The following is a 22096-nucleotide window of genomic DNA, read 5'->3' as shown; positions in this document are numbered from 1 at the left end:
CGCGGGGACGCCGGCCGGCCCACCGGCGGGCCCGCAGTCGCCCCACAGCCCCCGCACGCCCCTCTCAGGCGCTCTGAAGCCTCTTCTCCCGCAACAGGGAAGCCAGCGCGGCCGCGAACTCCACCGGCTCCACGGGCAACGTCACCGCCGCGTCGGCGCGACTCCACGTGGCCAGCCACGCATCCTGCGGCCGAGCGATCAGCAACAGCACCGGCGGACACTGGAACACCTCGTCCTTGATCTGCCGGCACATCCCCATCCCCCCCATCGGGACGGCCTCGCCGTCAAGCACGCACACATCGATCCCCCCCTTGTCCAGCTCCCGAAGCACCGCGTCCGGAGTGGCGCACTCCACGAACTCGACCACCGGTACATCGGGAGCCGGCCGCCGGCCGGTGGCCAACCGCACCTGCTCACGCGTGCGGGAGTCGTCGCTGTAGACCAGCACCGTCGCGGTCGCCTGCATGCTTCCTCCGTGACCTCAGCGTCGTACGGACAGAACCGATGCGGCGGATGCTACTCCCTTGAACACCTCGTCAACAGCGCTTGGAACACCACTTCGATGGGCCATACGGGCCCTACACGGCCTGCGAACACTCCGAACGGCACCCCCCGGAGTGAGGGCGGGATAAGCGACCGACATAATGTCGGTCGTGGCGACAGCAACGACAGTAGAAACCGGGCACGCGCACCCGTCGGTCAATCGGCCGAACCTCACCAGCGTCGGAACCATCATCTGGCTGAGTTCCGAGCTGATGTTCTTCGCGGCCCTCTTCGCGATGTACTTCACCCTGCGTTCGGTGACGGGTACCGAGCACTGGAAGGAAATGGCCGAGGCCCTGAACTTCCCGTTCTCGGCCACGAACACCACGATCCTGGTGCTCTCCTCGCTCACCTGCCAGCTCGGCGTCTTCGCCGCCGAGCGCGGTGACGTGAAGAAGCTCCGGGGCTGGTTCATCATCACCTTCATCATGGGTGCGATCTTCGTCGGCGGTCAGATCTACGAGTACACCGAGCTGGTGAAGAAGGACGGGCTCTCGCTCTCCTCCGACCCGTACGGCTCGGTCTTCTACCTGACCACCGGCTTCCACGGACTGCACGTGACGGGCGGCCTCATCGCCTTCCTGCTGGTCCTGGGACGTACCTACGCGGCCAAGAGGTTCACCCACGAGCAGGCGACCGCCGCGATCGTCGTGTCCTACTACTGGCACTTCGTCGATGTCGTCTGGATCGGCCTCTTCGCCACGATCTACATGATCAAGTAGCCCGGCCCGTTCCACGCGCCCGCGGCCGCGCACCTCGCACCGCGTGAGCGCACACACCAGAAGCATCGACGCAGAAGATCCTGACACCGGGGTAATCCGTGAAAAAGCTCTCCGCACGACGACGCCATCCGCTGGCGGCGCTCGTCGTCCTACTCCTCGCGCTGGCGTGCACGGGGGGGCTGTACGCCGCGTTCGCGCCCGCGAGCAAGGCGCAGGCAGATGAAACCGCCCAGTCCCTGGCCATCGACGAGGGCAAGAAGCTCTTCGCCGTAGGCTGCGCCAGCTGCCACGGCACCAAGGGTCAGGGCAGCTCCGACGGCCCGAGCCTGGTCGGCGTGGGCGCCGCCGCCGTCGACTTCCAGGTCGGCACCGGGCGTATGCCGGCCGCGACCTCCCAGGGCGCCCAGGTGCCCTCGAAGAAGGCCGTCTACACGCAGGCCGAGATCGACCAGCTCGCCGCGTACATCGCCTCGCTCGGCGCCGGCCCGAACGTCCCCACCGAGGCCGAGTACGGCACGGAGGGCGCCGACATCGCCAAGGGCGGCGAGCTGTTCCGCACCAACTGCGCGCAGTGCCACACGACCGGCGGCAAGGGCGGTGCCCTGACCCACGGCAAGTACGCCCCGACGCTCGAGGGCGTGGCCCCCAAGCACATCTACGAGGCCATGCAGACCGGCCCGCAGAACATGCCGTCCTTCCCGGACACCACGCTGACGGAGCAGAACAAGAAGGACATCATCGCGTACCTGAACGCGATCGACAGCGACGAGACGGTGAACCCGGGCGGTCTGGAGCTGGGCGGGCTCGGCCCGGTCAGCGAGGGTCTCTTCGCGTGGATCTTCGGTCTCGGTGCGTTGATCGCGGTCGCCGTCTGGGTCGCCGCTCGGACCGCAAAGGCCAAGAAGTCATGAGTAGCCAAGACATTCCAGAAGAGAACCTGCCCGCTGAGCAGGACAGCCACGGCCACGGTGGGGTAGCCGTCGCGGACGAGAAGAACCCGTTCGCCGACCCGGGACTGCCGCCCCACGAGCACCGCATCCAGGACATCGACGAGCGGGCCGCCAAGCGGTCCGAGCGTGCGGTCGCCCTGCTGTTCACGGTGTCGATGCTCGCCACCGTCGGTTTCATCGTCTCGTACGTCGCGATCCCGATCGACAAGTCGATCTTCGTCTTCCCGATCGGGCACGTCAGCGCGCTGAACTTCGCGCTGGGTCTGACCCTGGGCACGGCGCTGTTCACCATCGGCGCCGGCGCGGTCCACTGGGCCCGCACCCTGATGTCGGACGTCGAGGTAGCCGACGACCGTCACCCGATCGCGGCCGAGCCCGAGGTCCGGGCGAAGGTCCACGCGGACTTCAAGCAGGGCGCCAAGGAATCGGCGATCGGCCGTCGCGGCCTGATCCGCACCACGATGTTCGGCGCGCTCGCCCTGGTCCCGCTCTCCGGCGTCATGCTGCTGCGCGACCTCGGTCCGCTGCCGGAGGACAAGCTGCGCCACACGCTGTGGGCCAAGGGCAAGCTCCTCGTCAACATGAACACGAACGAGCCGCTGCGTCCCTCGGACGTCGCCGTCGGCTCGCTCACCTTCGCCAAGCCCGAGGGCCTGGAGGAGCACGACGAGGACTTCCAGAACGAGATCGCCAAGGCGGCCCTGATGATCGTCCGGCTCCAGCCGGCGGACATCAAGGACAAGCAGGAACTCGAGTGGTCCCACCAGGGCATCGTGGCCTACTCGAAGATCTGCACCCACGTCGGCTGCCCCATCTCGCTGTACGAGCAGCAGACGCACCACGTGCTGTGCCCCTGCCACCAGTCCACCTTCGACCTCTCCGACGGCGCCAAGGTCATCTTCGGCCCGGCCGGTCACGCCCTGCCGCAGCTGCGCATCGGTGTGAACGACGAGGGCTACCTCGAGGCGCTCGGCGACTTCGAAGAGCCCGTCGGTCCTGCCTTCTGGGAGCGCGGATGAGCACCAACGAGAACGCACAGTCCCGCGAACGCGGGAAGGCGCCGGCCGGCGAGCGGGTCGCCGACTGGGCCGACGGCCGGCTGGGGATCTACTCCCTCGCCAAGGCCAACATGCGCAAGATCTTCCCCGACCACTGGTCGTTCATGCTGGGCGAGATCTGCCTGTACAGCTTCATCATCATCATCCTCACGGGTGTGTATCTGACGCTGTTCTTCCACCCGTCGATGAACGAGGTGGAGTACCACGGCAGCTACGTCCCGCTGCAGGGACAGCTGATGTCCGAGGCGTTCAACTCGACCATGCACATCTCCTTCGATGTGCGCGGTGGTCTGCTCATCCGGCAGATCCACCACTGGTCGGCGCTGATCTTCCTCGCCGGCATGTTCGTGCACATGATGCGGGTGTTCTTCACCGGCGCGTTCCGCAAGCCGCGTGAGATCAACTGGCTGTTCGGCTTCCTGCTGTTCGTCCTGGGCATGTTCACCGGTTTCACCGGTTACTCGCTCCCGGACGACCTGCTCTCCGGCACCGGTGTCCGCTTCACCGAGGGCGCCATCCTGTCGATGCCGATCGTCGGCACGTACATCTCGATGTTCCTCTTCGGCGGGGAGTTCCCGGGCCACGACTTCGTGGCGCGGTTCTACTCGATCCACATCCTGCTGCTGCCGGGCATCATGCTCGGCCTGGTGGTGGGCCACCTGATCCTGGTCTTCTACCACAAGCACACGCAGTTCGCGGGCCCCGGCAAGACCAACAAGAACGTCGTCGGCATGCCGCTGCTGCCCGTGTACATGGCGAAGGCGGGCGGCTTCTTCTTCCTGGTCTTCGGCACGATCGCCGCCATCGCGGCGCTCGCCCAGATCAACCCGGTGTGGGTCTTCGGCCCCTACCGGCCGGACCAGGTGTCCACCGGCGCCCAGCCCGACTGGTACATGGGCTTCGCCGAGGGTCTGATCCGCTTCATGCCCGGCTGGGAGGTCAACATCTGGGGCCACACGCTGGTCCTGGGCGTCTTCATCCCGCTGGTCCTGTTCGGTGTCGTCCTCGCGGCGCTCGCGCTCTACCCGTTCATCGAGTCGTGGATCACCGGCGACAAGCGCGAGCACCACATCCTGGACCGTCCGCGCAACGCCCCCACGCGCACCGCGCTGGGCGTCGCCTGGGTCACGATGTACATGATCACGCTGGTCGGCGGTGGCAACGACCTGTGGGCCACCCACTTCCACCTGTCGATCAACTCGATCACCTGGTTCGTCCGGATCTTCTTCTTCGTCGGACCGGTCATCGCGTACATCCTCACCAAGCGCATCTGCCTCGGCCTCCAGCGCCGCGACAAGGACAAGGTGCTGCACGGTCGTGAGACCGGCACCATCAAGCGCCTGCCGCACGGTGAGTTCATCGAGGTCCACGAGCCGCTCAGCCAGGAGCAGCTCTTCACCCTCACGGCGCACGAGCAGTACGAGCCGGCCGCGGTCGGCCCGGCGGTCGACGAGAACGGTGTCGAGCGCAAGATCAAGCGGTCCGAGAAGCTGCGTGCCAAGATCAGCGGCGCGTACTTCGGCGAGGACCAGCAGATCCCGAAGCCGACCGTCGAGGAGTACAAGGAGATCACGAGCGGCCACGGCCACCACTGATCGTCCGGCGTCGCCACGCCACGAGTGAAGGGCCCCGTCCGGTGTTCGGACGGGGCCCTTCGCGGTGCCCTGGCCTGGATAAGGTGGCCCCACATGGTTCTACGACACCCAGGAGCGGCTATGAACGCTGTGACCCCCGCTGGAGGCGACACCGCGGCGGGCCGTTCCTGGCCCGACGTCCTGAACGCCCTGCTGTACGGCCGTGACCAGAGCGCCGACGCCACCGCGTGGGCGATGGACCGGATCATGCGCGGGGAGGCGACGGACGCGCAGATCGCCGGGTTCGTGGTGGCGCTGCGGGCCAAGGGCGAGACCGTCGAGGAGATCAACGGGCTCGTGCGGACGATGTACGAGCACGCCAACACGATCGAGGTGCCGGGCCGGACCGTCGACATCGTCGGCACCGGCGGCGACGGCGCCAAGACGGTGAACATCTCCACCATGTCGGCGATCGTGGTCGCCGGCAGCGGTGCCACCGTCGTCAAGCACGGCAACCGGGCCGCGTCCTCCGCCTCCGGGGCCTCGGACGTGCTGGAGAAGCTGGGCGTCAATCTGGAGCTGACCCCGGCGCGGGTGGCCGAGGTGGCCCGGGAGGCCGGGATCACCTTCTGTTTCGCGATCAAGTTCCATCCGGCGCTGCGTCACGCGGGCGCCGCCCGCGGCCAGTTGGGCATCCGCACGGTCTTCAACATCCTCGGCCCGCTGACCAACCCGGCCCGGGTGCGGGCCCAGGCGGTCGGGGTCGCGGACCCGCGCATGGCGCCGGTCGTCGCGGGCGTCTTCGCCGAGCGCGGCCACTCCTCCCTGGTGTTCCGGGGCGACGACGGCCTCGACGAGCTGACCACCACGGCCACCTCCCGGGTGTGGGTGGTCCGCGACGGCAAGGTCACCGAGGAGGTCTTCGACCCGCGGGACGTCGGCGTCGAGCTGGTGCCGGTGGAGGCCCTGCGGGGCGGCGACCCGTCGTACAACGCGGAGGTCGCCCGCCGCCTCCTGGACGGCGAACAGGGCCCCGTGCGGGACGCCGTGCTGCTGAACTCGGCGGCCGCCCTGGTCGCCCTGGAACCGGGCACGGGCACCCTGGCGGAGCAGATCCGGTCCGGCATGGACCGGGCGGCGGAGTCCATCGACTCGGGCGCCGCCAAGCAGGCCCTGGAGCGCTGGGTGGCCGCCACCCACGCCTGACCGTGCGTGTCGCGGTCCCGTCATTCGGACACGAGTTGCGGGACCGCGATCACTTCCCGTACGTTCCTGTACAGGTCATGAGTGACAGTCATGAGGCCCCGGCCGACTGTCCGGCAACCCTCCGTCCGTGGCGGGGTGCCCCGGGTGAAGACCAGGCCGTGGGCAGCGAGGTCCACGGCAAGCGCGGACCCCTCGCACACCAGGGGTCCTGGGTCTCGAGGGAGCCTTCTGTGAGCAAGCGAATGCGATAGGGCGCCGAGCCCCGCCTCCGCACACCCCTTTTCCTCTTCTCCCGTGCCGTCGACGTACCGTCCGGCGCGGTGAATTCGCCTGCCTCTCACAGGAGTTCGCCATGTCTGTCGTCACCGCTGCCTCCCACCCGACCGTTTGTGCCCCGCTGCCCGTTCTGGGCCGGGATGTCACCGTCCCGCTCGTCACCGGCGGCGAGGTCACCTACGCGGCGCTCGACTACGCCGCCAGCGCCCCCGCGCTCCAGCGCGTCTGGGACGACGTGGCGGCCTACGCCCCGTACTACGGCAGCGTCCACCGCGGCGCCGGCTACCTCTCCCAGCTCTCCACGGACCTCTTCGAGAACGCCCGCCGCACGGTCACCGAGTTCCTGGACTGCCGCGAGGACGACCAGCTGGTCTTCACCCGTTCCACCACCGACTCCCTGAACCTCCTGGCCGCCGCCCTCCCGGCCGGCTGCCAGGTCTTCGTCTTCGAGACCGAGCACCACGCCAGCCTGCTGCCCTGGAAGGACGCCCGGGTCACCTACCTGGACGCCCCGCGCACCCCGCGCCAGGCCGTCGAGACCCTGGAGCGCGCCCTCGCCGCCCGTGACCCGCACGGCCCGGCCCTGGTCTGCGTCACCGGCGCCTCGAACGTCACCGGCGAGCTGTGGCCCGTGCGCGAGCTCGCGGCGGCCGCCCACGCGCACGGGGCCCGGATCGTCCTGGACGCGGCCCAGCTCGCCCCGCACCACCCGGTGTCCGTCCGCGACCTGGACGTCGACTACGTGGCCTTCTCCGGCCACAAGCTGTACGCCCCGTTCGGCTCCGGCGTGCTGGCCGGCCGCGCCGACTGGCTCCGGGCGGCCGACCCCTACCTCGCGGGCGGCGGCGCCAGCCGCAAGGTCACCCGGCGCGAGGACGGGGGAGTGGACGTGGAGTGGCACGAGACCGCGGCCCGCCACGAGGCCGGCTCCCCGAACGTCATCGGCGCCTACTCCATCGCCTCGGCCTGCAAGGCCCTCACGGAGGCCGGCTTCGACGCCCTCGTCGCCCGTGAGCAGCACCTGATCAGCCGGGTCCGCGCGGGCCTCGCCGAGGTTCCGCAGGTCAGGATCCTGTCCCTGTTCGGCGACGACGCCCCGCGGGTCGGCGTGATCTCCTTCGTGGTCGAGGGCTGGAACAGCTCCCACTTCGCCGCGGCCCTGTCCGCCGAGTACGGCATCGGTGTCCGCGACGGCCTGTTCTGCGCCCACCCCCTGGTCCGCACGCTCCTGGGCAGCGACCCCCAGACGCAGGGAGAGTGCGGCGCCCCCGAGGCGGCCCCGGGCGAGAAGTCCCTCAACGCCATCCGGGTGAGCTTCGGCGCGGGCACCCCCGACGAGCACGTGGACCGTTTCGTCGCGGCCGTACGCGAACTGGTGACCGAGGGTCCGAAGTGGACGTACCGGACGGAGGAGGGCCGCTGCGTCCCGGCGGTGTGACGCGCTCTTCCGCCGGAGGCGGTGTTCAGCCGGTCAGGAGTCCAGGCCGATCGCGAACGCCGCCTCCAGGTCGTGCTGGGAGTACGTACGGAACGCCACGTGCGTGTCCGTGGCCTCGACACCGGGGATCTTGCTGATGCTGCCCGGGATGGCCTCCGCGAGGTCCTCGTGCTGCTTCACCCGGACCATGGCGATCAGGTCGTAGGTCCCGGTCACGGAGAACACCTCGCTCACGGAGTCCAGCGCGGCGATCCGCTCGGCGATCTCGGGGATCCGGTCCACACTGGTCTTGATGAGGACGATCGCGGTGATCACGGCTGGTTCTCTCCCTCGGGGGCCGGAGCTGGGGCGGCCCTCACTCTAGTCGTACGGCCGAAACGCGCCCACGCGTAGGCGAAGCCCAGCCCGAAGCCCACCAGGTGCGCCAGATACGCCACCCCGGGCCCCTGGTCCGCCTGCCCCACCGCGATCCACTGGAGCGCCGCCCAGAACGGCAGCACCACCCACGCCGGGAAGCGCAGCGGCAGGAAGAACAGGAACGGCAGCAGGCTGGTCACCCGGGCCCGCGGGAACAGGTACAGGAACGCGCCGAGGACCGCCGAGATCGCCCCGGAGGCTCCCACCAGCGACTGCGGCGACCCGGAGTGCGCGGCCGCGTACCCGAGCAGGGCGAGGCAGCCGCAGCCCAGGTAGAAGAAGGTGAACTCGACGCGGCCCATCCGCTCCTCGGTCATGGCCCCGAAGACGTACAGGAAGAGCATGTTGCCCAGCAGGTGCACCCAGCTCCCGTGGACGAAGAGGGCGGTGGCGGGGGTCAGGACCGCGCGCGCGGAGCCCGTGAAGAGTTCCACCGGGACCACGCCCCAGCGGCGGAAATAGGCCCGCTGGGCGGCCATCAGCCCGTCCCCGGTGCCGTACGCCGGATCGAGCCCCGAGGCCGGGCCGATCACGAAGACCAGACAGCACAGGGCGATCAGCCCGTACGTCACCGGTGCCGAAGGGCTGCGCAGAGCCTTGCGGACGGCCCCGTTCCAGTTGCCGATCATGAACACAGAGCATGACGTAACGGGACAGAACCTCCCGGTGCGCCTCGCCGCCGTGGACGGATGGGCGGCGAGTACCCGCCAGGCCGTAGGGTTACGAGCCATGCACAGCGGGGAGCCTCCGGCGCGACCCTGATGGAAGACCGACACTAGAAGGACAGTCACGATGACGGTTCCCCTGCCTACCGCGACCACGCGGTGGCGCTGCACCCTCTGCGGCAACCTGACCAGGTTCGACGTGACGCGCTCGTCGAAGGTCGTCGAGTACGTGCACCTCGACCTCGCCGGAGAGCCGAAGGTGGAGGAGCGCGAGGTGGTCAGTGAGACCATCGAGTCGGTGCGGTGCCGCTGGTGCAACGCCGTGGATCAGGTGGAACTCGTGGATCGGCCGGGCGCCGGCTCCTGAGCGGAGCGGGCCCCGTACAGGTATTGGGGTGTGACGGATGGTGGAGAGCGCAGGCGGGGGGCCGGGCGACGGCGCCGCCGAGATGCTCGACCGTCCGCTGCCCGACGGCGTGCGCCGCCGGGTCGTGCAGATCGTCTCCGACGGCTTCGGCGGCCTGACCGTCGCCGAACTACCGGCACAGTTGCGGCAGTACGCCCGGTTCGCACCGAATCGCCGGGCGAAGTTCGCGGGCAACGCGATGGCGGCCGCGCTGGAGACGGATCCGCTGTTCCGGCAGCGCATCGCCGAGAAGTTCAGAGACGCTCAGCCGGAGCTGTCCGGCGCTCTGGACTCCGGCTCGCCGACCCCGGCCGCGGACCCGCTCGACGTGGCGGCCGCGGCCTATGTGCTGCGGCCCCCCGGCTGGGTGAAGCTGGTGACGGCGGCCGGCGAGGAGGCCCAGCGGGCGGACGCCGAGCGGGCCGACGAGGAGAGCCGGGCCGAACTGGAGCGGCTGCGCGAGGAGCTGGCGCAGGCGCGCGAGCAGACCCGCACGGACACCGAACGGCTGCGCACCGAGCTGGAGACCGCCAGGAAGGAAGCGGAATCGCTTCACCGCAAGCTGCGTTCGGCCCTCAGTGACGTCAAGCGCGGCGAGGCGGCCCTGCGCAAGGTGCAGGGCGAGGCCGAGGCCGTACGCGCCGAGGGGCAGGCCCAGGTGTCCGCCGCCGAGAGCGAGACCCGGCGGCTCAAGGCGCGCCTGGGGGAGGCCGAGGCGGCCCTGGAGGCCACCCGGCGGGCGGCCCGTGAGGGGCGCAGCGTCGAGGACATGCGGGTACGGCTGCTGCTGGACACCGTGCTCGACGCCGCCCAAGGGCTGCGCCGGGAACTGGCCCTGCCGCCGGTGTCCGTCCGCCCGGCGGAAACGGTCGATGCGGTCGAACCGGGGCGAATGACCCCGAAGGACATTGCCGCACGTGCCCTGTCGGAGCACGATCCGGCCATTCTGGACCAGTTGCTGGCACTTCCTCAGGCGCATCTGGTCGTCGACGGCTACAACGTGACCAAGACCGGCTATCCGCAGATGCCGTTGGAGAAGCAGCGGCTGCGGCTGCTCGGGCAGCTCTCGGCGCTCGCCGCACAGACCGGCGCCGAGGTCACCTGTGTCTTCGACGGGGCCGAACTGGCCGCTCCGGTGCTGCTGGCGCCGCCGCGCGGGGTGCGGGTGCTGTTCTCCAAGGCGGGGGTCACCGCCGACGAACTCATCCGGCAGCTGGTGCGGGCCGAGCCTCCGGGGAGACCGGTCATCGTCGCCTCGACCGACCGCGAGGTCGCCGACGGGGTCGCGAAGGCGGGTGCCCGACCCGTGGCTTCCGCGATGCTTCTCAAGCGACTGTCCTGAAGGTCGAAGTTGCAGGTTTAATGACCGAATTGGCGGGATCGTCACGCAACGTAGGGTCAAGCGCGCGTCACAGCAGGTGAGTTACGTGAAAAAACTGCGTTGCGTGAGGTGATTTTTGTGGCTGGGGATTTGAACTGATCACGGCGAGGTCACTAAGGTCTGGTGCTCGAACCTCCACACGGGTGATCACTCAAAAGAAGGAGCCCGTCTCCGTGGCGTCCCACCGTCGACCGAAGCAGCCGAGCCGCGCACGCGTGACCGTGCTGACCACCGCAGCCGCCGCTGCCGTCGTGCTGAGCTCCCAGGCCGCCAACGCGGCCCCCAGCGAGAAGCTCAGCAAGGACGAGGTGAAGACGAAGGTCGACAAGCTCTACGAGGAGACGGAGCAGGCCACCGAGAAGCTCAACGGGGCCGAGGAGAAGCAGGAGAAGCTCCAGAAGGAGATCTCCACCATCCAGGACAACGTCGCCCGCGGCCAGGAGGAGCTCAACGAGCTGCGCGACTCCATAGGCCTGGCGGCCGCCGCCCAGTACCGCACGGGCACCATCGACTCCTCCCTCCAGCTCTTCCTGTCGTCGAACCCGGACGACTACCTGGACAAGGCGTCCACCGCCGACCAGCTCAGCGCCCAGCAGGTCGAGGCGCTGAAGAAGATCCAGGAGAAGCAGCGCGAGCTCGCGCAGGAGCGTTCCGAGGCCGCCGACAAGCTCAAGGACCTCTCGGCCACCCGCGCCGAGCTGGCCAAGCAGAAGAAGGCCGTCCAGAGCAAGCTCGCCCAGGCGCAGAAGCTGCTCAACACCCTCACCGCCAAGGAGAAGGCCGCGCTCGCCGCCGAGGACGACCGCGCCAGCCGCTCCTCCGCCGAGCGCGTCGACCTCGGTGACACCGGGACCGCCTCCGGCCGCGCCGCCGCCGCCTTCTCGGCCGCCCAGTCCAAGATCGGCTCGCCGTACGTCTACGGCGCCTCCGGCCCCTCCTCCTTCGACTGCTCGGGTCTGACCTCCTGGGCCTACGCCCAGGCCGGCGTCTCCATCCCGCGCACCTCCGAGGCGCAGTCCAGCTACGGCACGAAGATCTACTCCGCCAGCGACCTCAAGGTCGGCGACCTGGTGTTCTTCTTCAACGACCTGCACCACGTGGGCCTCTACGCGGGCAACGGCCAGATCCTGCACGCGCCGCGCACCGGCACCGTCGTCCGCTACGAGTCGATGAGCACCATCGGCGGCCCCTTCATGTGGGGCGTCCGCGTCTGAGCCGTCCGGGATCCTGAGCCGTCCGAGGTCCCGGTCCTTCCAAGATCAGGACACGGCACCGCCCGAACGGGCGAATTGCGACAACCCGAAGTGACCCCCCGCCCCGCCGGTGACCTGCGTCAGCGGCGGGGCGTCACGTTGTGTGCCCGCGAAGGTCTTTGGCCGCCCCCCTGACACGGGGCTACTGTCTGCCGCGTTTCGTCCGCCAGTGGAAGGAGCGCGGCTTCCCGTGGGGTCCCATCGCCGCCTTGCACCGTCCGGGTTCGACCGGGGCGCCGTCAGCGCCCTCGGTGTGCTGTCCGCCGCGGCCGCCGCCCTCGGCGCCCTGACCGCCGTACCGGCCTCGGCCGCGCCGCACGACGACACCCGATCCGAGGTGGACCGCCTCTACGAGGAGGCGGAGCAGGCCACCGAGGCCTTCAACCGGGCCGGCGAGCGCGCCGGCACCCTGCGCCGGCAGTTGCGCCAGGCCCAGGACCGGATCGCCCGCCAGCAGGGGCGCATCAACGATCTGCGCGAGCAGCTCGGGTCGCTGGCCGGCGCCCAGTACCGCTCCGGCGGACTCGACCCGTCCCTGGCCCTGCTGTTCTCCGACGACCCGGCGGACTACCTCGACAAGGCGTCCGTCCTGAACCGGATCTCCGCCCACCAGGCGGGCGAACTCAGGGAGCTCAGGCTCGCGCTGCGCGAACTCGCCCAGGAGCGCACCGAGGCGGCCGGGCAGCTCGCCGCGCTGGAGAAGAGCCGCAAGGCCGTCGCCGGCCACAAGCGGACCGTCGAGCGCAAGCTCGCCCGGGCCCGGCAGCTCCTCGACGCCCTGCCGGCCGCCGAACGCGCCGCCTACGACCGGGCCTCCCGCTCCGGCCGCACCGACCTGCCCGGCCTCACCGGCGCCGTCCCCGCCTCGGGCCGTGCGGCCGCCGCTCTCGCCGCCGCCCGCTCCGCCCTCGGCAGGCCGTACGTCTGGGGCGCCAACGGGCCCACCGGCTTCGACTGTTCGGGCCTGATGCAGTGGTCGTACGCGCAGGCCGGGGTGGCCCTGCCGCGCACCTCGCAGGCCCAGGCGCACACCGGCCGCCGCGTCCCGCTCGCCCAGGCCCGGCCGGGCGACATCGTCACCTACCGCTCCGACGCCGGCCATGTCGGCATGTACGCCGGCAACGGCCAGGTCATCCACGCCCCGTACCCGGGCGCCCCGGTGCGCTACGACCCGGTCGGGATGATGCCGGTGTCCTCGGTGACACGGCCCTGACCGGGGTCCCCCGGTGGGGACGGCCGTACGATCGGGAGGATGGCTGGTCGTGGGAGGGCGCGCGGATCCGGGGTCCCGGGTCTCTGTCTGCTGCTCGCCGGTCTCTTCCTCGTCGGCTGCGGCGGCAGGCCCGCCACCGACACCTCCCGGACCGAGGTGCAGCGGGTGCTGGACCGGCGGGCGGCGGCCGTCCTGCACCACGACGCCGACGCCTACGCCGCCACCGGCGCCCGCGCGGACTACGCCCGGCTGCGGACCGTACCGCTCGCGGCCTGGTCGTACCGGGTGACCTCGGTGCGCCGGGACGGCGACGCGCTGACCGCCGGCGCCGAACTGAGCTACCGCATCCGGGACTACGACAGCGCCCCGGTCACCGTCGCCCGCACCCTGCGGCTGGCCCGGGACGCGGGCGGGCGCTGGGGCGTGATCTCCGAGCGGCCGGCGAAGAAGGCGGCCGAGCAGCTCTGGGACCAGGGCGCGGTGACCGTGGTGCGCGGTGAGCACAGCCTGGTGCTGGGCACCGGGCAGAGCGCGGCGACGCTGCGGGCCTTCGCCGATCTCGCCGACGACGCCGTCCCTTCGGTGTCGGCGGCCTGGGGCACGGACTGGGCGGGCCACGTCGTCGTCCTCGTACCGAAGTCGCTGGACGGCATGGCGGCCCTGCTCGGCTCGCCCGCCTCCTCCTACCGGGGCATCGCCGCGGTGACGACCGGCGAGACCGGTGGCGGGGCCGACGGCAGAAAGCGGTTCCCGGCCGACCGGGTGGTCGTCAACCCCGACGCGTACGCCCTGCTCGGCGCGCTCGGCCGGCAGGTCGTCCTCACCCACGAGACCACCCATGTGGCCACCCGCGCCCACACCGACGAGGCCACCCCGCTGTGGCTGTCCGAGGGATACGCCGACTGGGTCGGCTACCGCGACTCCGGGCGCACCCCGCGCCAGGTGGCGACCGAGCTCCAGGGCGCGGTCACCGGGGGGCGCCTCCCGGCCGTGCTGCCCACCGACGCGGACTTCGGCTTCTCCGGCGACCCGGACCGGCTGGCCCGGGCCTACGAGGGCGGCTGGCTGGCCTGCCGCATGATCGCCGAGCGGTGGGGCGAGGTGAAGCTGGACGCGTTCTACCGGGCCGTCGGGGCGCACCAGGAGCGGGCGGGGGCGGTCGAGGGGGCCCTGCGGAGCGTGCTGGGCGTGTCCCTGCCGCGGTTCACCGCGGACTGGCAGGCGTATCTGCGCGCTCAGCTCGGCTGAGCCGGCACGTCGGGCTGGTGTCGCGGGGCGTGTGGGGTCAGGAGGGGGCGGAGGCGGCGGTCTCCCCGGTGCGGGTGGGCTGATCGGCGTCGGGCTCCAGGGGGCGTACACGTTCCCCTGCGGGCTCCTGCACGGTCGAGCGCCACAGCAGTACGGCGGCGGCCAGCGCGGCGGTCAGCAGCAGGCCGTTGCGCGCGAAGAGCAGGGCCATTCCGAGCGGTGTGCTGTCGACGACGTCCGCGAAGTACACCGGGAACTCCAGCACGGTCACCGAGGAGGCGGCCAGGACCAGTGCGGCGGGGCCGGTCATGCGGGTCGCGCGGGAGCACAGGCAGACCGCGGCCAGGCCCACCAGCCACACCAGGTACTGCGGGCTGATCACCCGGCTGGTCACCGTGAAGAGCAGGACGGCCGTGAACGCCGCGTCGGCCGGCGTGTGCGCCGCGATCCGGCGGGCCGTCAGCCGCCACAGCAGCAGCCAGCCGAACGCGACCGCCGTCAGGAGCAGCGCCCCGTCGCTCACCACGGACACGTACGGGCCGAGGAACTCCACCGAGCCGTAGTTCAGCAGCACCCGCCCCTGCCAGCCGAACTGCCGGGCCACGTGGAGGACGAGGGCGCCCAGCGACTCCACCTCGGTGCCCCGGTCGCGCTGGAAGGTGAGGAAGGCGAAGGCGCCCGGCATCAGCAGGGCGAACAGGGCCGACAGCGCGGCGCCCGTCACCGCCGCCGCACCCCACGCCCGGCGCCGTACCGCGCCCGCCAGCAGCAGCACCGGCCACACCTTCAGCAGCGCGGCGAACCCGGTGAGCGCGCCCATCACCCGGGGATGCCGGACGCCCGCGAGCAGGGCCGCCACGGCGACCGCGGTGACCATCACGTCGTAGCGGGCGTAGACCGTCGGGCCGAGCAGCGGGACGCCCGCCACCCACATCCAGGCGCCGCGCGGCGAGCGGCGGGGACGCAGGCCCGCGTTGAGCAGCAGCACGAGGACGGCCAGGTCGGCCAGGAAGGCCAGGACGAAGAACGCCTGCGCGTAGTCGAGGAACGGCAGCAGGGCGGGGGAGAGGATCGCGAGGGCGGCGGCGGGCGGGTACTGCCAGGTGACGTCCGCCTGCGGGAAGCTCCCGGTGCGCAGCACCTCGTACCAGCCCTGGTAGATGGACGACACATCGGTCGTCACGTCCGGACCGGGGAAGAGGAACACCCTGAAGACGAACAGGAGCAGGACGAGCCGGGTCACGCCCCAGGTCGCCAGCAGCCAGGTGAGCGGCCGTCTCGCTTCCGTGATCTCCACCGGTGCCCGTCCTGTTGTCCTGTGCGCGCCCTGTGGCGCTCTGCAGCGATCTGTCCGGCACTGTCCGCCCCGTGGGCCCATGATCCCCCCGTCGGCTGTGAGGCGCGGCCGGGCGCGGCTGTGAGCGGGGTTTGGATAGGGTCGGCCCCGATGCACAAGACCCTGATCGTGACGAACGACTTTCCCCCCCGTCCCGGCGGCATCCAGGCGTTCCTGCACAACATGGCGCTCCGGCTCGACCCCGGCCGGCTCGTCGTCCACGCCTCCACCTGGAAGCGGGGCCGGGAGGGGGTCGAGGCGACGGCCGCCTTCGACGCCGAGCAGCCCTTCACCGTCGTACGGGACTCCACGACGATGCTGCTGCCGACGCCGGGGGCGACCCGGCGGGCCGTCGGGCTGCTGCGGGAGCACGGCTGCACCTCGGTGTGGTTCGGGGCGGCCGCGCCGCTCGGGCTGATGGCGCCCGCGCTGCGGAAGGCCGGCGCCGAGCGGCTCGTCGCGACGACCCACGGGCACGAGGCCGGGTGGGCGCAGCTGCCGGCCGCCCGGCAGCTCCTCGGCCGGATCGGGGAGACCACCGACACGATCACCTACCTCGGCGAGTACACGCGCTCGCGGATAGCGACCGCGCTGAGCCCCGCGGCGGCCGGGCGGATGGTGCAGCTGCCGCCGGGCGTCGACGAGAAGACCTTCCACCCGGGCTCGGGCGGCGAGGAGGTGCGGGCGCGGCTCGGGCTGACCGACCGGCCGGTGGTCGTGTGCGTCTCGCGGCTGGTGCCGCGCAAGGGCCAGGACACACTGATCCTCGCCCTGCCCCGGATCCTGGCCGCCGAGCCGGACGCCGTGCTGCTGATCGTCGGCGGCGGGCCGTACGAGAAGGACCTGCGCCGGCTGGCCCGGGAGACCGGGGTCGCCGCCTCCGTGCGGTTCACCGGGCCGGTGCCCTGGAGCGAGCTGCCCGCGCACTACGGCGCCGGGGACGTCTTCGCGATGCCCTGCCGGACCCGGCGGGGCGGACTGGACGTCGAGGGGCTCGGGATCGTCTACCTGGAGGCGTCCGCCACCGGGCTGCCCGTCGTCGCCGGGGACTCCGGCGGGGCGCCCGACGCCGTGCTGGACGGGGAGACCGGCTGGGTCGTGCGCGGCGGCTCCCCGGCCGAGACCGCCGAGCGCGTCGTCGCCCTCCTCGGGGACGCCGAGCTGCGCCGCCGCATGGGTGAGCGGGGGCGGCGCTGGGTGGAGGAGAAGTGGCGCTGGGACCTGCTCGCGGAGAAGCTGAAAACCTTGCTCTAGACTTTTCCCCTTTTGCTCTAGCCGGACGGCGGAAATCCGCTGATGCTGCGCACATGACAGCCAAACTGATGCAGCGTCAGCTGACGAGACGTCAAATCCTTGGTATGGCCGCCCTCCAGACGGCGGCCACCCTCGGTTTCACCCGCATCGGCCTTCAGTCGGCCCGTGCGGACGAGCCCGCCGCGGTCGAGTCCGCACCCGCGATCGTCATCGGCTCCGGCTACGGAGCCGCCGTCGCCGCCCTGCGCCTCGGCCAGGCCGGCATCCGCACGCTCGTCCTCGAGATGGGCCGGCTCTGGAACACCGCCGGCGCCGACGGCAAGATCTTCTGCAACACCGCCAGCCCCGACCAGCGCTCCATGTGGTTCAAGACCCGCACCGAGGCGCCGCTGGCCACCTTCCTCTGGCTGGACGTCGTCAACAAGGACATCAGCCCCTACCCCGGCGTCCTGGACCGGGTGCACTTCGACAACATGTCCGTCTTCGTGGGCCGCGGGGTCGGCGGCGGCTCCCTGGTCAACGGCTCGATGGCGGTCACCCCGCTCCAGTCCTACTTCGCCGAGCAGTTCCCGACCGTCGACGTCACCGAGATGTACGGCACGTACTACCCGCGCGCCCGCGCCATGCTCGGCGTCAACACCGTCGACCCCGCCTGGTTCGAGTCGACCGAGTGGTACCGGTTCAGCCGGACCTCCCGGAAGGCCGCCGCCAACACCGGTCTGAAGACCACCTTCGTGCCCAGCGTCTACGACTTCGGCTACATGCAGCGCGAGGCCGCCGGGACCGCCACGAAGTCCGCCCTCGGACAGGAGGTCATCTACGGCAACAACTACGGCAAGAAGAGCCTCGACAAGACCTATCTGGCGTCCGCGCTCGGCACCGGCAACGTCACCCTCCACACCATGGAGAAGGTGACCGCGATCAGCCGGGCGGGCGACGGCACCTGGCTGCTGACCGCGCAGCGCATCGACGACACCGGCGCCGTCGTCGAGACCAAGCAGTACGGCTGCACCTATCTGTTCCTCGGCGCGGGCAGCCTCGGCACCAGCGAACTCCTGGTCCGGGCACGGCAGACCGGCGCGCTCCCGGCGCTGGACGCCAGCGTCGGCACCGGCTGGGGCACCAACGGCAATGTGATGCTCGGCCGGGCCAACCACCTGTGGGACACGGTCGGCGCCAACCAGTCGACCATGCCGGTCATGGGCATCGACGACTGGGCCAACGCCGACAACCCCGTCTTCGCCGAGATCGCCCCGCTGCCGACCGGTCTGGAGCACTGGGTCAGCCTCTATCTGGCGATCACCAAGAACCCCGAGCGGGCCGCCTTCTCCTGGACCAACGGCGCGCTCAAGCTGAACTGGAGCGCCGCCCAGAGCGCGGTCTCCGTGAGCATGGCGAAGAAACTCTTCGACCGGATCAACTCCGCCAACGCGACGATCTACCGGTACGACCTCTTCGGCTCGTCCAGCAAGATCTTCGCCGACGACTTCACCTACCACCCGCTCGGCGGCTGTGTGCTGGGCAGGTCCACCGACAATTACGGACGTGTGAAGGGGTATTCCAGGCTCTACGTCACCGACGGCTCGCTGGTACCGGGAAACATCGGCGTCAACCCGTTCGTCACGATCACCGCGCTCGCCGAACGCACGATGGCGCGGGTCCTCGCCGAGGACACCGCGCCATGATCGTGCCGCGCGCGTGACTACTTGGCGTAGATCGCTTCGATCTCCGCCGCGAAGTCCTTCGCCACGACGTTGCGCTTGAGCTTCAGCGACGGCGTCAGATGGCCCGAGTCCTCCGTGAACTGGGAGGAGAGAATGCGGAACTTCCGCACCGATTCCGCCTTCGACACCGCGGCGTTGCCGTCGTCGACCGCCGACTGGATCGCGGCCAGCAGGTCCGCGTCCTGGTGCAGCGACGCCGCGGTGGACCCCGCGGGCTTGCCGTGCTCGGCGGCCCAGCGGCCCAGGAACTCCTCGTCGATGGTGACCAGCGCGCCCACGAACGGCCGCCCGTCGCCCACCACCATGCACTCCGCGACCAGCGCGTGCGCCCGGATCCGGTCCTCGATCACGGCCGGGGCGACGTTCTTGCCGCCCGCGGTGACGATGATCTCCTTCTTGCGGCCGGTGATCCTGAGGTAGCCGTCCTCGTCGAGGGTGCCCACGTCACCGGTGTGGAACCAGCCGTCCGCCAGCGCCTCCGCGGTCGCCGCGGGGTTGTTCCAGTACTCCTTGAACAGGTGCTCGCCGTGCAGCAGCACCTCGCCGTCGTCGGCGATCCGCACCACCGAGCCCGGCAGCGGCTGCCCGACCGTGCCGATCTTCTGCCGGTCCCAGGGGTTGAACGCGGTCGCCGCACAGGACTCCGTCAGACCGTAGCCCTCCAGGACCGTGAAGCCGATGCCGCGGAAGAAGTGACCGAGCCGCTCACCGAGCGGTGCGCCGCCGGAGATCGCGTACTCGCCCCGCCCGCCGAGCACCGCCCGCAGCTTGCTGTAGACCAGCCGGTCGAACACCTTGTGCTTGATCTTCAGACCGAGCGACGGCCCCGAGGGCAGGTCCAGCGCCCGGCTGTAGGCGATCGCGGTGTCCGCCGCCTTGTCGAAGATCGCGCCCTTGCCGTCCGCCTGCGCCTTGGCCCGGGCCGAGTTGTAGACCTTCTCGAAGACGCGCGGCACACCGAGGATCAGCGTCGGCCGGAAGGCGGCCAGCTCGTCGGTGAGGTTCTTGATGTCCGGGACCGTGCCCAGCTTGATCGGCGCCATCATCGGGGCGATCTGCACCAGCCGGCCGAACACGTGCGCGAGCGGCAGGAAGAGCAGCACACTGCACTCGCCCGTGCGGAACAGCGGCCGCAGCCGCTCCACGACGTTCCCGCACTCGGCGAAGAAGCTGCGGTGGGTGAGCACACAGCCCTTGGGCCGGCCGGTCGTGCCCGAGGTGTAGACGATGGTCGCCGGGTCGTCCGCCTTGGCGAGCGAGCCGCGTTCCTCGACGGTGTCGTCGGAGACGCCCTGGCCGAGCCGCCCGAGCTCCTCGACACCCCCGCCCTCGATCTGCCAGACGTGCTTCAGCGCGGGCAGCGTGTCCCGCACCGACTCCACGGCGGCCGTGTGCGCGTCCAGCTCGACGATCATCGCGGTGGCGCCCGAGTCGGAGAGGATCCACTGCACCTGCTCCGGCGAGCTGGTCTCGTACACCGGCACGGTGACCGCGCCCGCGCACCAGATCGCGAAGTCCAGCAGCGTCCACTCGTAGCGGGTGCGCGACATCAGGGCGACCCGGTCGCCCGGCTGCACACCGGAGGCGATGAGGCCCTTGGCGGCGGCGTTCACCTCGGCCAGGAAGGCCGTCGCGGTCACGTCCTGCCAGGCGCCGCCCACCTTGCGGGCGATGACGGCGACATCGGGGTGCTGCGCGGCGTTTCTGCGGACGATGTCGGTCAGATTGCCGTCCGCGGGGACCTCGTACAAAGCCGGAAGGCTGAACTCGCGCAAGACTGCTGCTCCTCATAGGGCGCCGGCGCCACGACGTTGTGTGATGCGACGGTGCGGTCCACGGCTCGGGCGGTGCTCGGACATCGATCGTTGAAATCCTGAGCACGACTGGACTGCCCGGACGTTACCCGCCGGTATGGCCTCTTCGACAGGGGGGTCCGACGAGATGTTCGCTGCGTCACACAGATTGGTGTTTCCTCGCGCACAGTAGTCCACCCCTTTACTGACTGGCCAGTAACCGCTATTTCCGTCGCCACTGTTCACTTATGCCGCACACGCCTACTCTTGATCGTCATGGCCTCCACACCCGCCGGTAATCGCAGGACACGCATCCACGTGGTCAGTGACGTGCACGGCAACGCCCGTGACCTGGCCCGGGCCGGAGAGGGCGCGGACGCGCTGATCTGTCTGGGCGACCTCGTCCTCTTCCTCGACTACGCCGACCACTCCCGCGGGATCTTCCCCGACCTCTTCGGCGTCGAGAACGCCGACCGGCTCGTCGAGCTGCGCACCGCCCGCCGCTTCGAGGAGGCCCGCGAACTCGGCCACCGGCTGTGGGGCGGCGTCGACGGCGACCGGGCCGCCGTCATCGAGAAGGCCGTGCGCAAGCAGTACGCCGAGATGTTCCCGGCCTTCCCGACCCCGACGTACGCCACCTACGGCAATGTCGACATGCCCCAGCTCTGGCACGAGTTCGCCGGCCCCGGCACCACCGTCCTGGACGGCGAACGGGTGGAGATCGGCGGCCGCGTCTTCGGCTTCGTCGGCGGCGGGCTGAGGACGGCCATGCGCACGCCGTACGAGATCAGCGACGAGGAGTACGCCGCGAAGATCGAGGCCGTCGGCGAGGTCGACGTGCTCTGCACCCACATCCCGCCGGAGGTGCCCGAACTCGTCTACGACACCGTCGCGCGCCGCTTCGAACGCGGCAGCCGCGCCCTGCTGGACGCGATCCGCCGGACCCGCCCCCGGTACTCCCTCTTCGGACACGTCCACCAGCCGCTGGCCCGCCGGATGCGGATCGGCGCCACCGAATGCGTCAACGTCGGACACTTCGCGGGCACCGGTAAGCCCTGGGCACTGGAGTGGTGACGGGGACGGTGACCTGATCACGAGGTGGGGTGAAGGCGGCAGGTCGGGCGCGCGGTAGCCTTCACGCTGCACACACGTACCTTTACGGGCCCGTATCCGGAGGAGTCACGGCGATGGCGGAACACACCAGTTCGAGCATCACGATCGAGGCGGCACCGGCCGACGTCATGGCCGTGATCGCGGACTTCGCCCGTTACCCGGACTGGACCGGCGAGGTGAAGCAGGCGGAGGTCCTCAAGGAGGACGGCCAGGGGCGCGCCGAGCAGGTGCGGCTCGTCATGGACGCCGGCGCGATCAAGGACGACCAGGTGCTGGGGTACACCTGGACCGGCGAGCACGAGGTGTCCTGGACGCTGGTGAAGTCCCAGATGCTCCGGCAGCTCGACGGGTCGTACCTCCTCAAGCCGGCGGGGGCGGGCGCCACCGAGGTCACGTACCAGCTGACCGTCGACGTCAAGATCCCGATGCTGGGGATGATCAAGCGCAAGGCCGAGAAGGTCATCATCGACCGGGCGCTGGCCGGTCTGAAGAAGCGGGTCGAGTCCGGTAAGTAGGCTGTGGGTGC

At 70.6% G+C, this 22096-nt stretch carries 20 protein-coding genes and 1 riboswitch; of the genes, 15 read left to right on the top strand and 5 right to left on the bottom strand.

What is annotated here, in order from left to right:
* Positions 1-64 precede the first annotated feature (64 nt).
* Positions 65-466, bottom strand: coding sequence for a response regulator (locus tag AQJ64_RS06500; protein WP_055631438.1), 402 nt, complete (start codon positions 464-466; stop codon positions 65-67).
* A gap of 178 nt (positions 467-644) precedes the next feature.
* Between AQJ64_RS06500 and ctaE the strand changes: the two genes are divergently transcribed.
* The 6 genes from ctaE to AQJ64_RS06470 all read left to right on the top strand — a co-directional run bounded on the left by ctaE (position 645) and on the right by AQJ64_RS06470 (position 7767).
* Complete coding sequence (ctaE, locus tag AQJ64_RS06495; RefSeq protein WP_055631439.1) at positions 645-1265, top strand: aa3-type cytochrome oxidase subunit III; 621 nt, start codon at positions 645-647, stop codon at positions 1263-1265.
* Positions 1266-1363: 98 nt separating this feature from the next.
* Positions 1364-2176 (top strand): cytochrome bc1 complex diheme cytochrome c subunit, encoded by an 813-nt coding sequence (gene qcrC / locus AQJ64_RS06490; protein WP_055631440.1) that lies wholly within the window; start codon positions 1364-1366, stop codon positions 2174-2176.
* A complete protein-coding gene (gene qcrA, locus AQJ64_RS06485) occupies positions 2173-3234 on the top strand; it encodes a cytochrome bc1 complex Rieske iron-sulfur subunit (RefSeq protein ID WP_055631441.1) in 1062 nt (353 codons plus the stop codon). The genes qcrC and qcrA overlap by 4 nt, the downstream gene beginning before the upstream one ends.
* Entirely contained in the window at positions 3231-4868 is a 1638-nt protein-coding gene (qcrB, locus tag AQJ64_RS06480; RefSeq protein ID WP_055631442.1) for a cytochrome bc1 complex cytochrome b subunit, read from the top strand. The genes qcrA and qcrB overlap by 4 nt, the downstream gene beginning before the upstream one ends.
* A 120-nt stretch (positions 4869-4988) precedes the next feature.
* Positions 4989-6053, top strand: coding sequence for an anthranilate phosphoribosyltransferase (trpD, locus tag AQJ64_RS06475; RefSeq protein ID WP_055631443.1), 1065 nt, complete (start codon positions 4989-4991; stop codon positions 6051-6053).
* A gap of 73 nt (positions 6054-6126) precedes the next feature.
* Positions 6127-6243, top strand: a riboswitch (SAM riboswitch).
* Positions 6244-6405: 162 nt separating this feature from the next.
* Entirely contained in the window at positions 6406-7767 is a 1362-nt protein-coding gene (locus AQJ64_RS06470) for an aminotransferase class V-fold PLP-dependent enzyme (protein WP_055631445.1), read from the top strand.
* Positions 7768-7800: 33 nt separating this feature from the next.
* Here AQJ64_RS06470 and AQJ64_RS06465 read toward each other — a convergent pair whose 3' ends face one another.
* Together AQJ64_RS06465 and AQJ64_RS06460 are read right to left on the bottom strand one after the other, a co-directional pair.
* Positions 7801-8082, bottom strand: a complete 282-nt coding sequence (locus AQJ64_RS06465; RefSeq protein ID WP_055631446.1) for an Lrp/AsnC family transcriptional regulator — start codon at positions 8080-8082, stop codon at positions 7801-7803.
* Positions 8079-8813: a rhomboid family intramembrane serine protease gene (locus tag AQJ64_RS06460; protein WP_055631461.1), complete on the bottom strand. Its 735-nt coding sequence runs from the start codon at positions 8811-8813 to the stop codon at positions 8079-8081. The genes AQJ64_RS06465 and AQJ64_RS06460 overlap by 4 nt, the downstream gene beginning before the upstream one ends.
* A gap of 163 nt (positions 8814-8976) precedes the next feature.
* Here AQJ64_RS06460 and AQJ64_RS06455 point away from each other — a divergent pair, with 163 nt between their 5' ends.
* The 5 genes from AQJ64_RS06455 to AQJ64_RS06435 all read left to right on the top strand — a co-directional run bounded on the left by AQJ64_RS06455 (position 8977) and on the right by AQJ64_RS06435 (position 14350).
* Positions 8977-9216, top strand: a complete 240-nt coding sequence (locus tag AQJ64_RS06455) for a hypothetical protein (protein WP_055541554.1) — start codon at positions 8977-8979, stop codon at positions 9214-9216.
* A 37-nt stretch (positions 9217-9253) separates the two neighbouring features.
* Complete coding sequence (locus tag AQJ64_RS06450) at positions 9254-10597, top strand: NYN domain-containing protein (RefSeq protein WP_055631447.1); 1344 nt, start codon at positions 9254-9256, stop codon at positions 10595-10597.
* Positions 10598-10809: 212 nt separating this feature from the next.
* Positions 10810-11850, top strand: a complete 1041-nt coding sequence (locus AQJ64_RS06445) for a C40 family peptidase (RefSeq protein ID WP_055631448.1) — start codon at positions 10810-10812, stop codon at positions 11848-11850.
* A 229-nt stretch (positions 11851-12079) separates the two neighbouring features.
* Entirely contained in the window at positions 12080-13102 is a 1023-nt protein-coding gene (locus AQJ64_RS06440) for a C40 family peptidase (RefSeq protein WP_055631449.1), read from the top strand.
* 39 nt (positions 13103-13141) lie between these two features.
* Complete coding sequence (locus AQJ64_RS06435) at positions 13142-14350, top strand: hypothetical protein (RefSeq protein WP_055631450.1); 1209 nt, start codon at positions 13142-13144, stop codon at positions 14348-14350.
* Positions 14351-14387: 37 nt separating this feature from the next.
* Here AQJ64_RS06435 and AQJ64_RS06430 read toward each other — a convergent pair whose 3' ends face one another.
* The gene (locus AQJ64_RS06430; RefSeq protein ID WP_055631451.1) at positions 14388-15647 is read right to left on the bottom strand and encodes a glycosyltransferase family 87 protein; all 1260 of its coding nucleotides are present in this window, start codon (positions 15645-15647) and stop codon (positions 14388-14390) included.
* A gap of 150 nt (positions 15648-15797) precedes the next feature.
* Here AQJ64_RS06430 and AQJ64_RS06425 point away from each other — a divergent pair, with 150 nt between their 5' ends.
* Together AQJ64_RS06425 and AQJ64_RS06420 are read left to right on the top strand one after the other, a co-directional pair.
* Positions 15798-16940, top strand: coding sequence for a glycosyltransferase family 4 protein (locus AQJ64_RS06425; RefSeq protein WP_055631452.1), 1143 nt, complete (start codon positions 15798-15800; stop codon positions 16938-16940).
* A gap of 53 nt (positions 16941-16993) precedes the next feature.
* Complete coding sequence (locus AQJ64_RS06420) at positions 16994-18625, top strand: GMC oxidoreductase (RefSeq protein ID WP_478078892.1); 1632 nt, start codon at positions 16994-16996, stop codon at positions 18623-18625.
* Positions 18626-18642: 17 nt separating this feature from the next.
* On the opposite strand, the gene AQJ64_RS06415 is transcribed toward AQJ64_RS06420, so the two are convergent.
* The gene (locus AQJ64_RS06415; RefSeq protein ID WP_055631454.1) at positions 18643-20439 is read right to left on the bottom strand and encodes an AMP-dependent synthetase/ligase; all 1797 of its coding nucleotides are present in this window, start codon (positions 20437-20439) and stop codon (positions 18643-18645) included.
* A gap of 336 nt (positions 20440-20775) precedes the next feature.
* On the opposite strand from AQJ64_RS06415, the gene AQJ64_RS06410 reads away from it, so the two are divergent.
* Both AQJ64_RS06410 and AQJ64_RS06405 read left to right on the top strand, forming a co-directional pair.
* Positions 20776-21531, top strand: coding sequence for a metallophosphoesterase family protein (locus AQJ64_RS06410; RefSeq protein WP_055631455.1), 756 nt, complete (start codon positions 20776-20778; stop codon positions 21529-21531).
* Positions 21532-21644: 113 nt separating this feature from the next.
* Positions 21645-22085: an SRPBCC family protein gene (locus AQJ64_RS06405; RefSeq protein WP_055631456.1), complete on the top strand. Its 441-nt coding sequence runs from the start codon at positions 21645-21647 to the stop codon at positions 22083-22085.
* Positions 22086-22096 lie beyond the last annotated feature (11 nt).

Origin of the sequence: Streptomyces griseoruber (assembly GCF_001514205.1) — a bacterium.
Classification (GTDB): Bacteria; Actinomycetota; Actinomycetes; order Streptomycetales; family Streptomycetaceae; genus Streptomyces; species Streptomyces griseoruber.
The sequence above is the reverse complement of the archived record's forward strand: the minus strand, read 5'-3'. Positions and strand labels throughout refer to the sequence as shown.

Coding starts and splice junctions, on each gene's coding strand:
- qcrA (WP_055631441.1), top strand. CDS start 2,173: ATGAGTAGCCAAGACATTCCAGAAGAGAACCTGCCCGCTGAGCAGGAC.
- AQJ64_RS06420 (WP_478078892.1), top strand. CDS start 16,994: ATGACAGCCAAACTGATGCAGCGTCAGCTGACGAGACGTCAAATCCTT.
- AQJ64_RS06455 (WP_055541554.1), top strand. CDS start 8,977: ATGACGGTTCCCCTGCCTACCGCGACCACGCGGTGGCGCTGCACCCTC.
- AQJ64_RS06450 (WP_055631447.1), top strand. CDS start 9,254: ATGGTGGAGAGCGCAGGCGGGGGGCCGGGCGACGGCGCCGCCGAGATG.
- ctaE (WP_055631439.1), top strand. CDS start 645: ATGTCGGTCGTGGCGACAGCAACGACAGTAGAAACCGGGCACGCGCAC.
- AQJ64_RS06425 (WP_055631452.1), top strand. CDS start 15,798: ATGCACAAGACCCTGATCGTGACGAACGACTTTCCCCCCCGTCCCGGC.
- qcrB (WP_055631442.1), top strand. CDS start 3,231: ATGAGCACCAACGAGAACGCACAGTCCCGCGAACGCGGGAAGGCGCCG.
- AQJ64_RS06460 (WP_055631461.1), bottom strand. CDS start 8,813: ATGATCGGCAACTGGAACGGGGCCGTCCGCAAGGCTCTGCGCAGCCCT.
- AQJ64_RS06435 (WP_055631450.1), top strand. CDS start 13,142: ATGGCTGGTCGTGGGAGGGCGCGCGGATCCGGGGTCCCGGGTCTCTGT.
- AQJ64_RS06500 (WP_055631438.1), bottom strand. CDS start 466: ATGCAGGCGACCGCGACGGTGCTGGTCTACAGCGACGACTCCCGCACG.
- trpD (WP_055631443.1), top strand. CDS start 4,989: ATGAACGCTGTGACCCCCGCTGGAGGCGACACCGCGGCGGGCCGTTCC.
- AQJ64_RS06405 (WP_055631456.1), top strand. CDS start 21,645: ATGGCGGAACACACCAGTTCGAGCATCACGATCGAGGCGGCACCGGCC.
- AQJ64_RS06470 (WP_055631445.1), top strand. CDS start 6,406: ATGTCTGTCGTCACCGCTGCCTCCCACCCGACCGTTTGTGCCCCGCTG.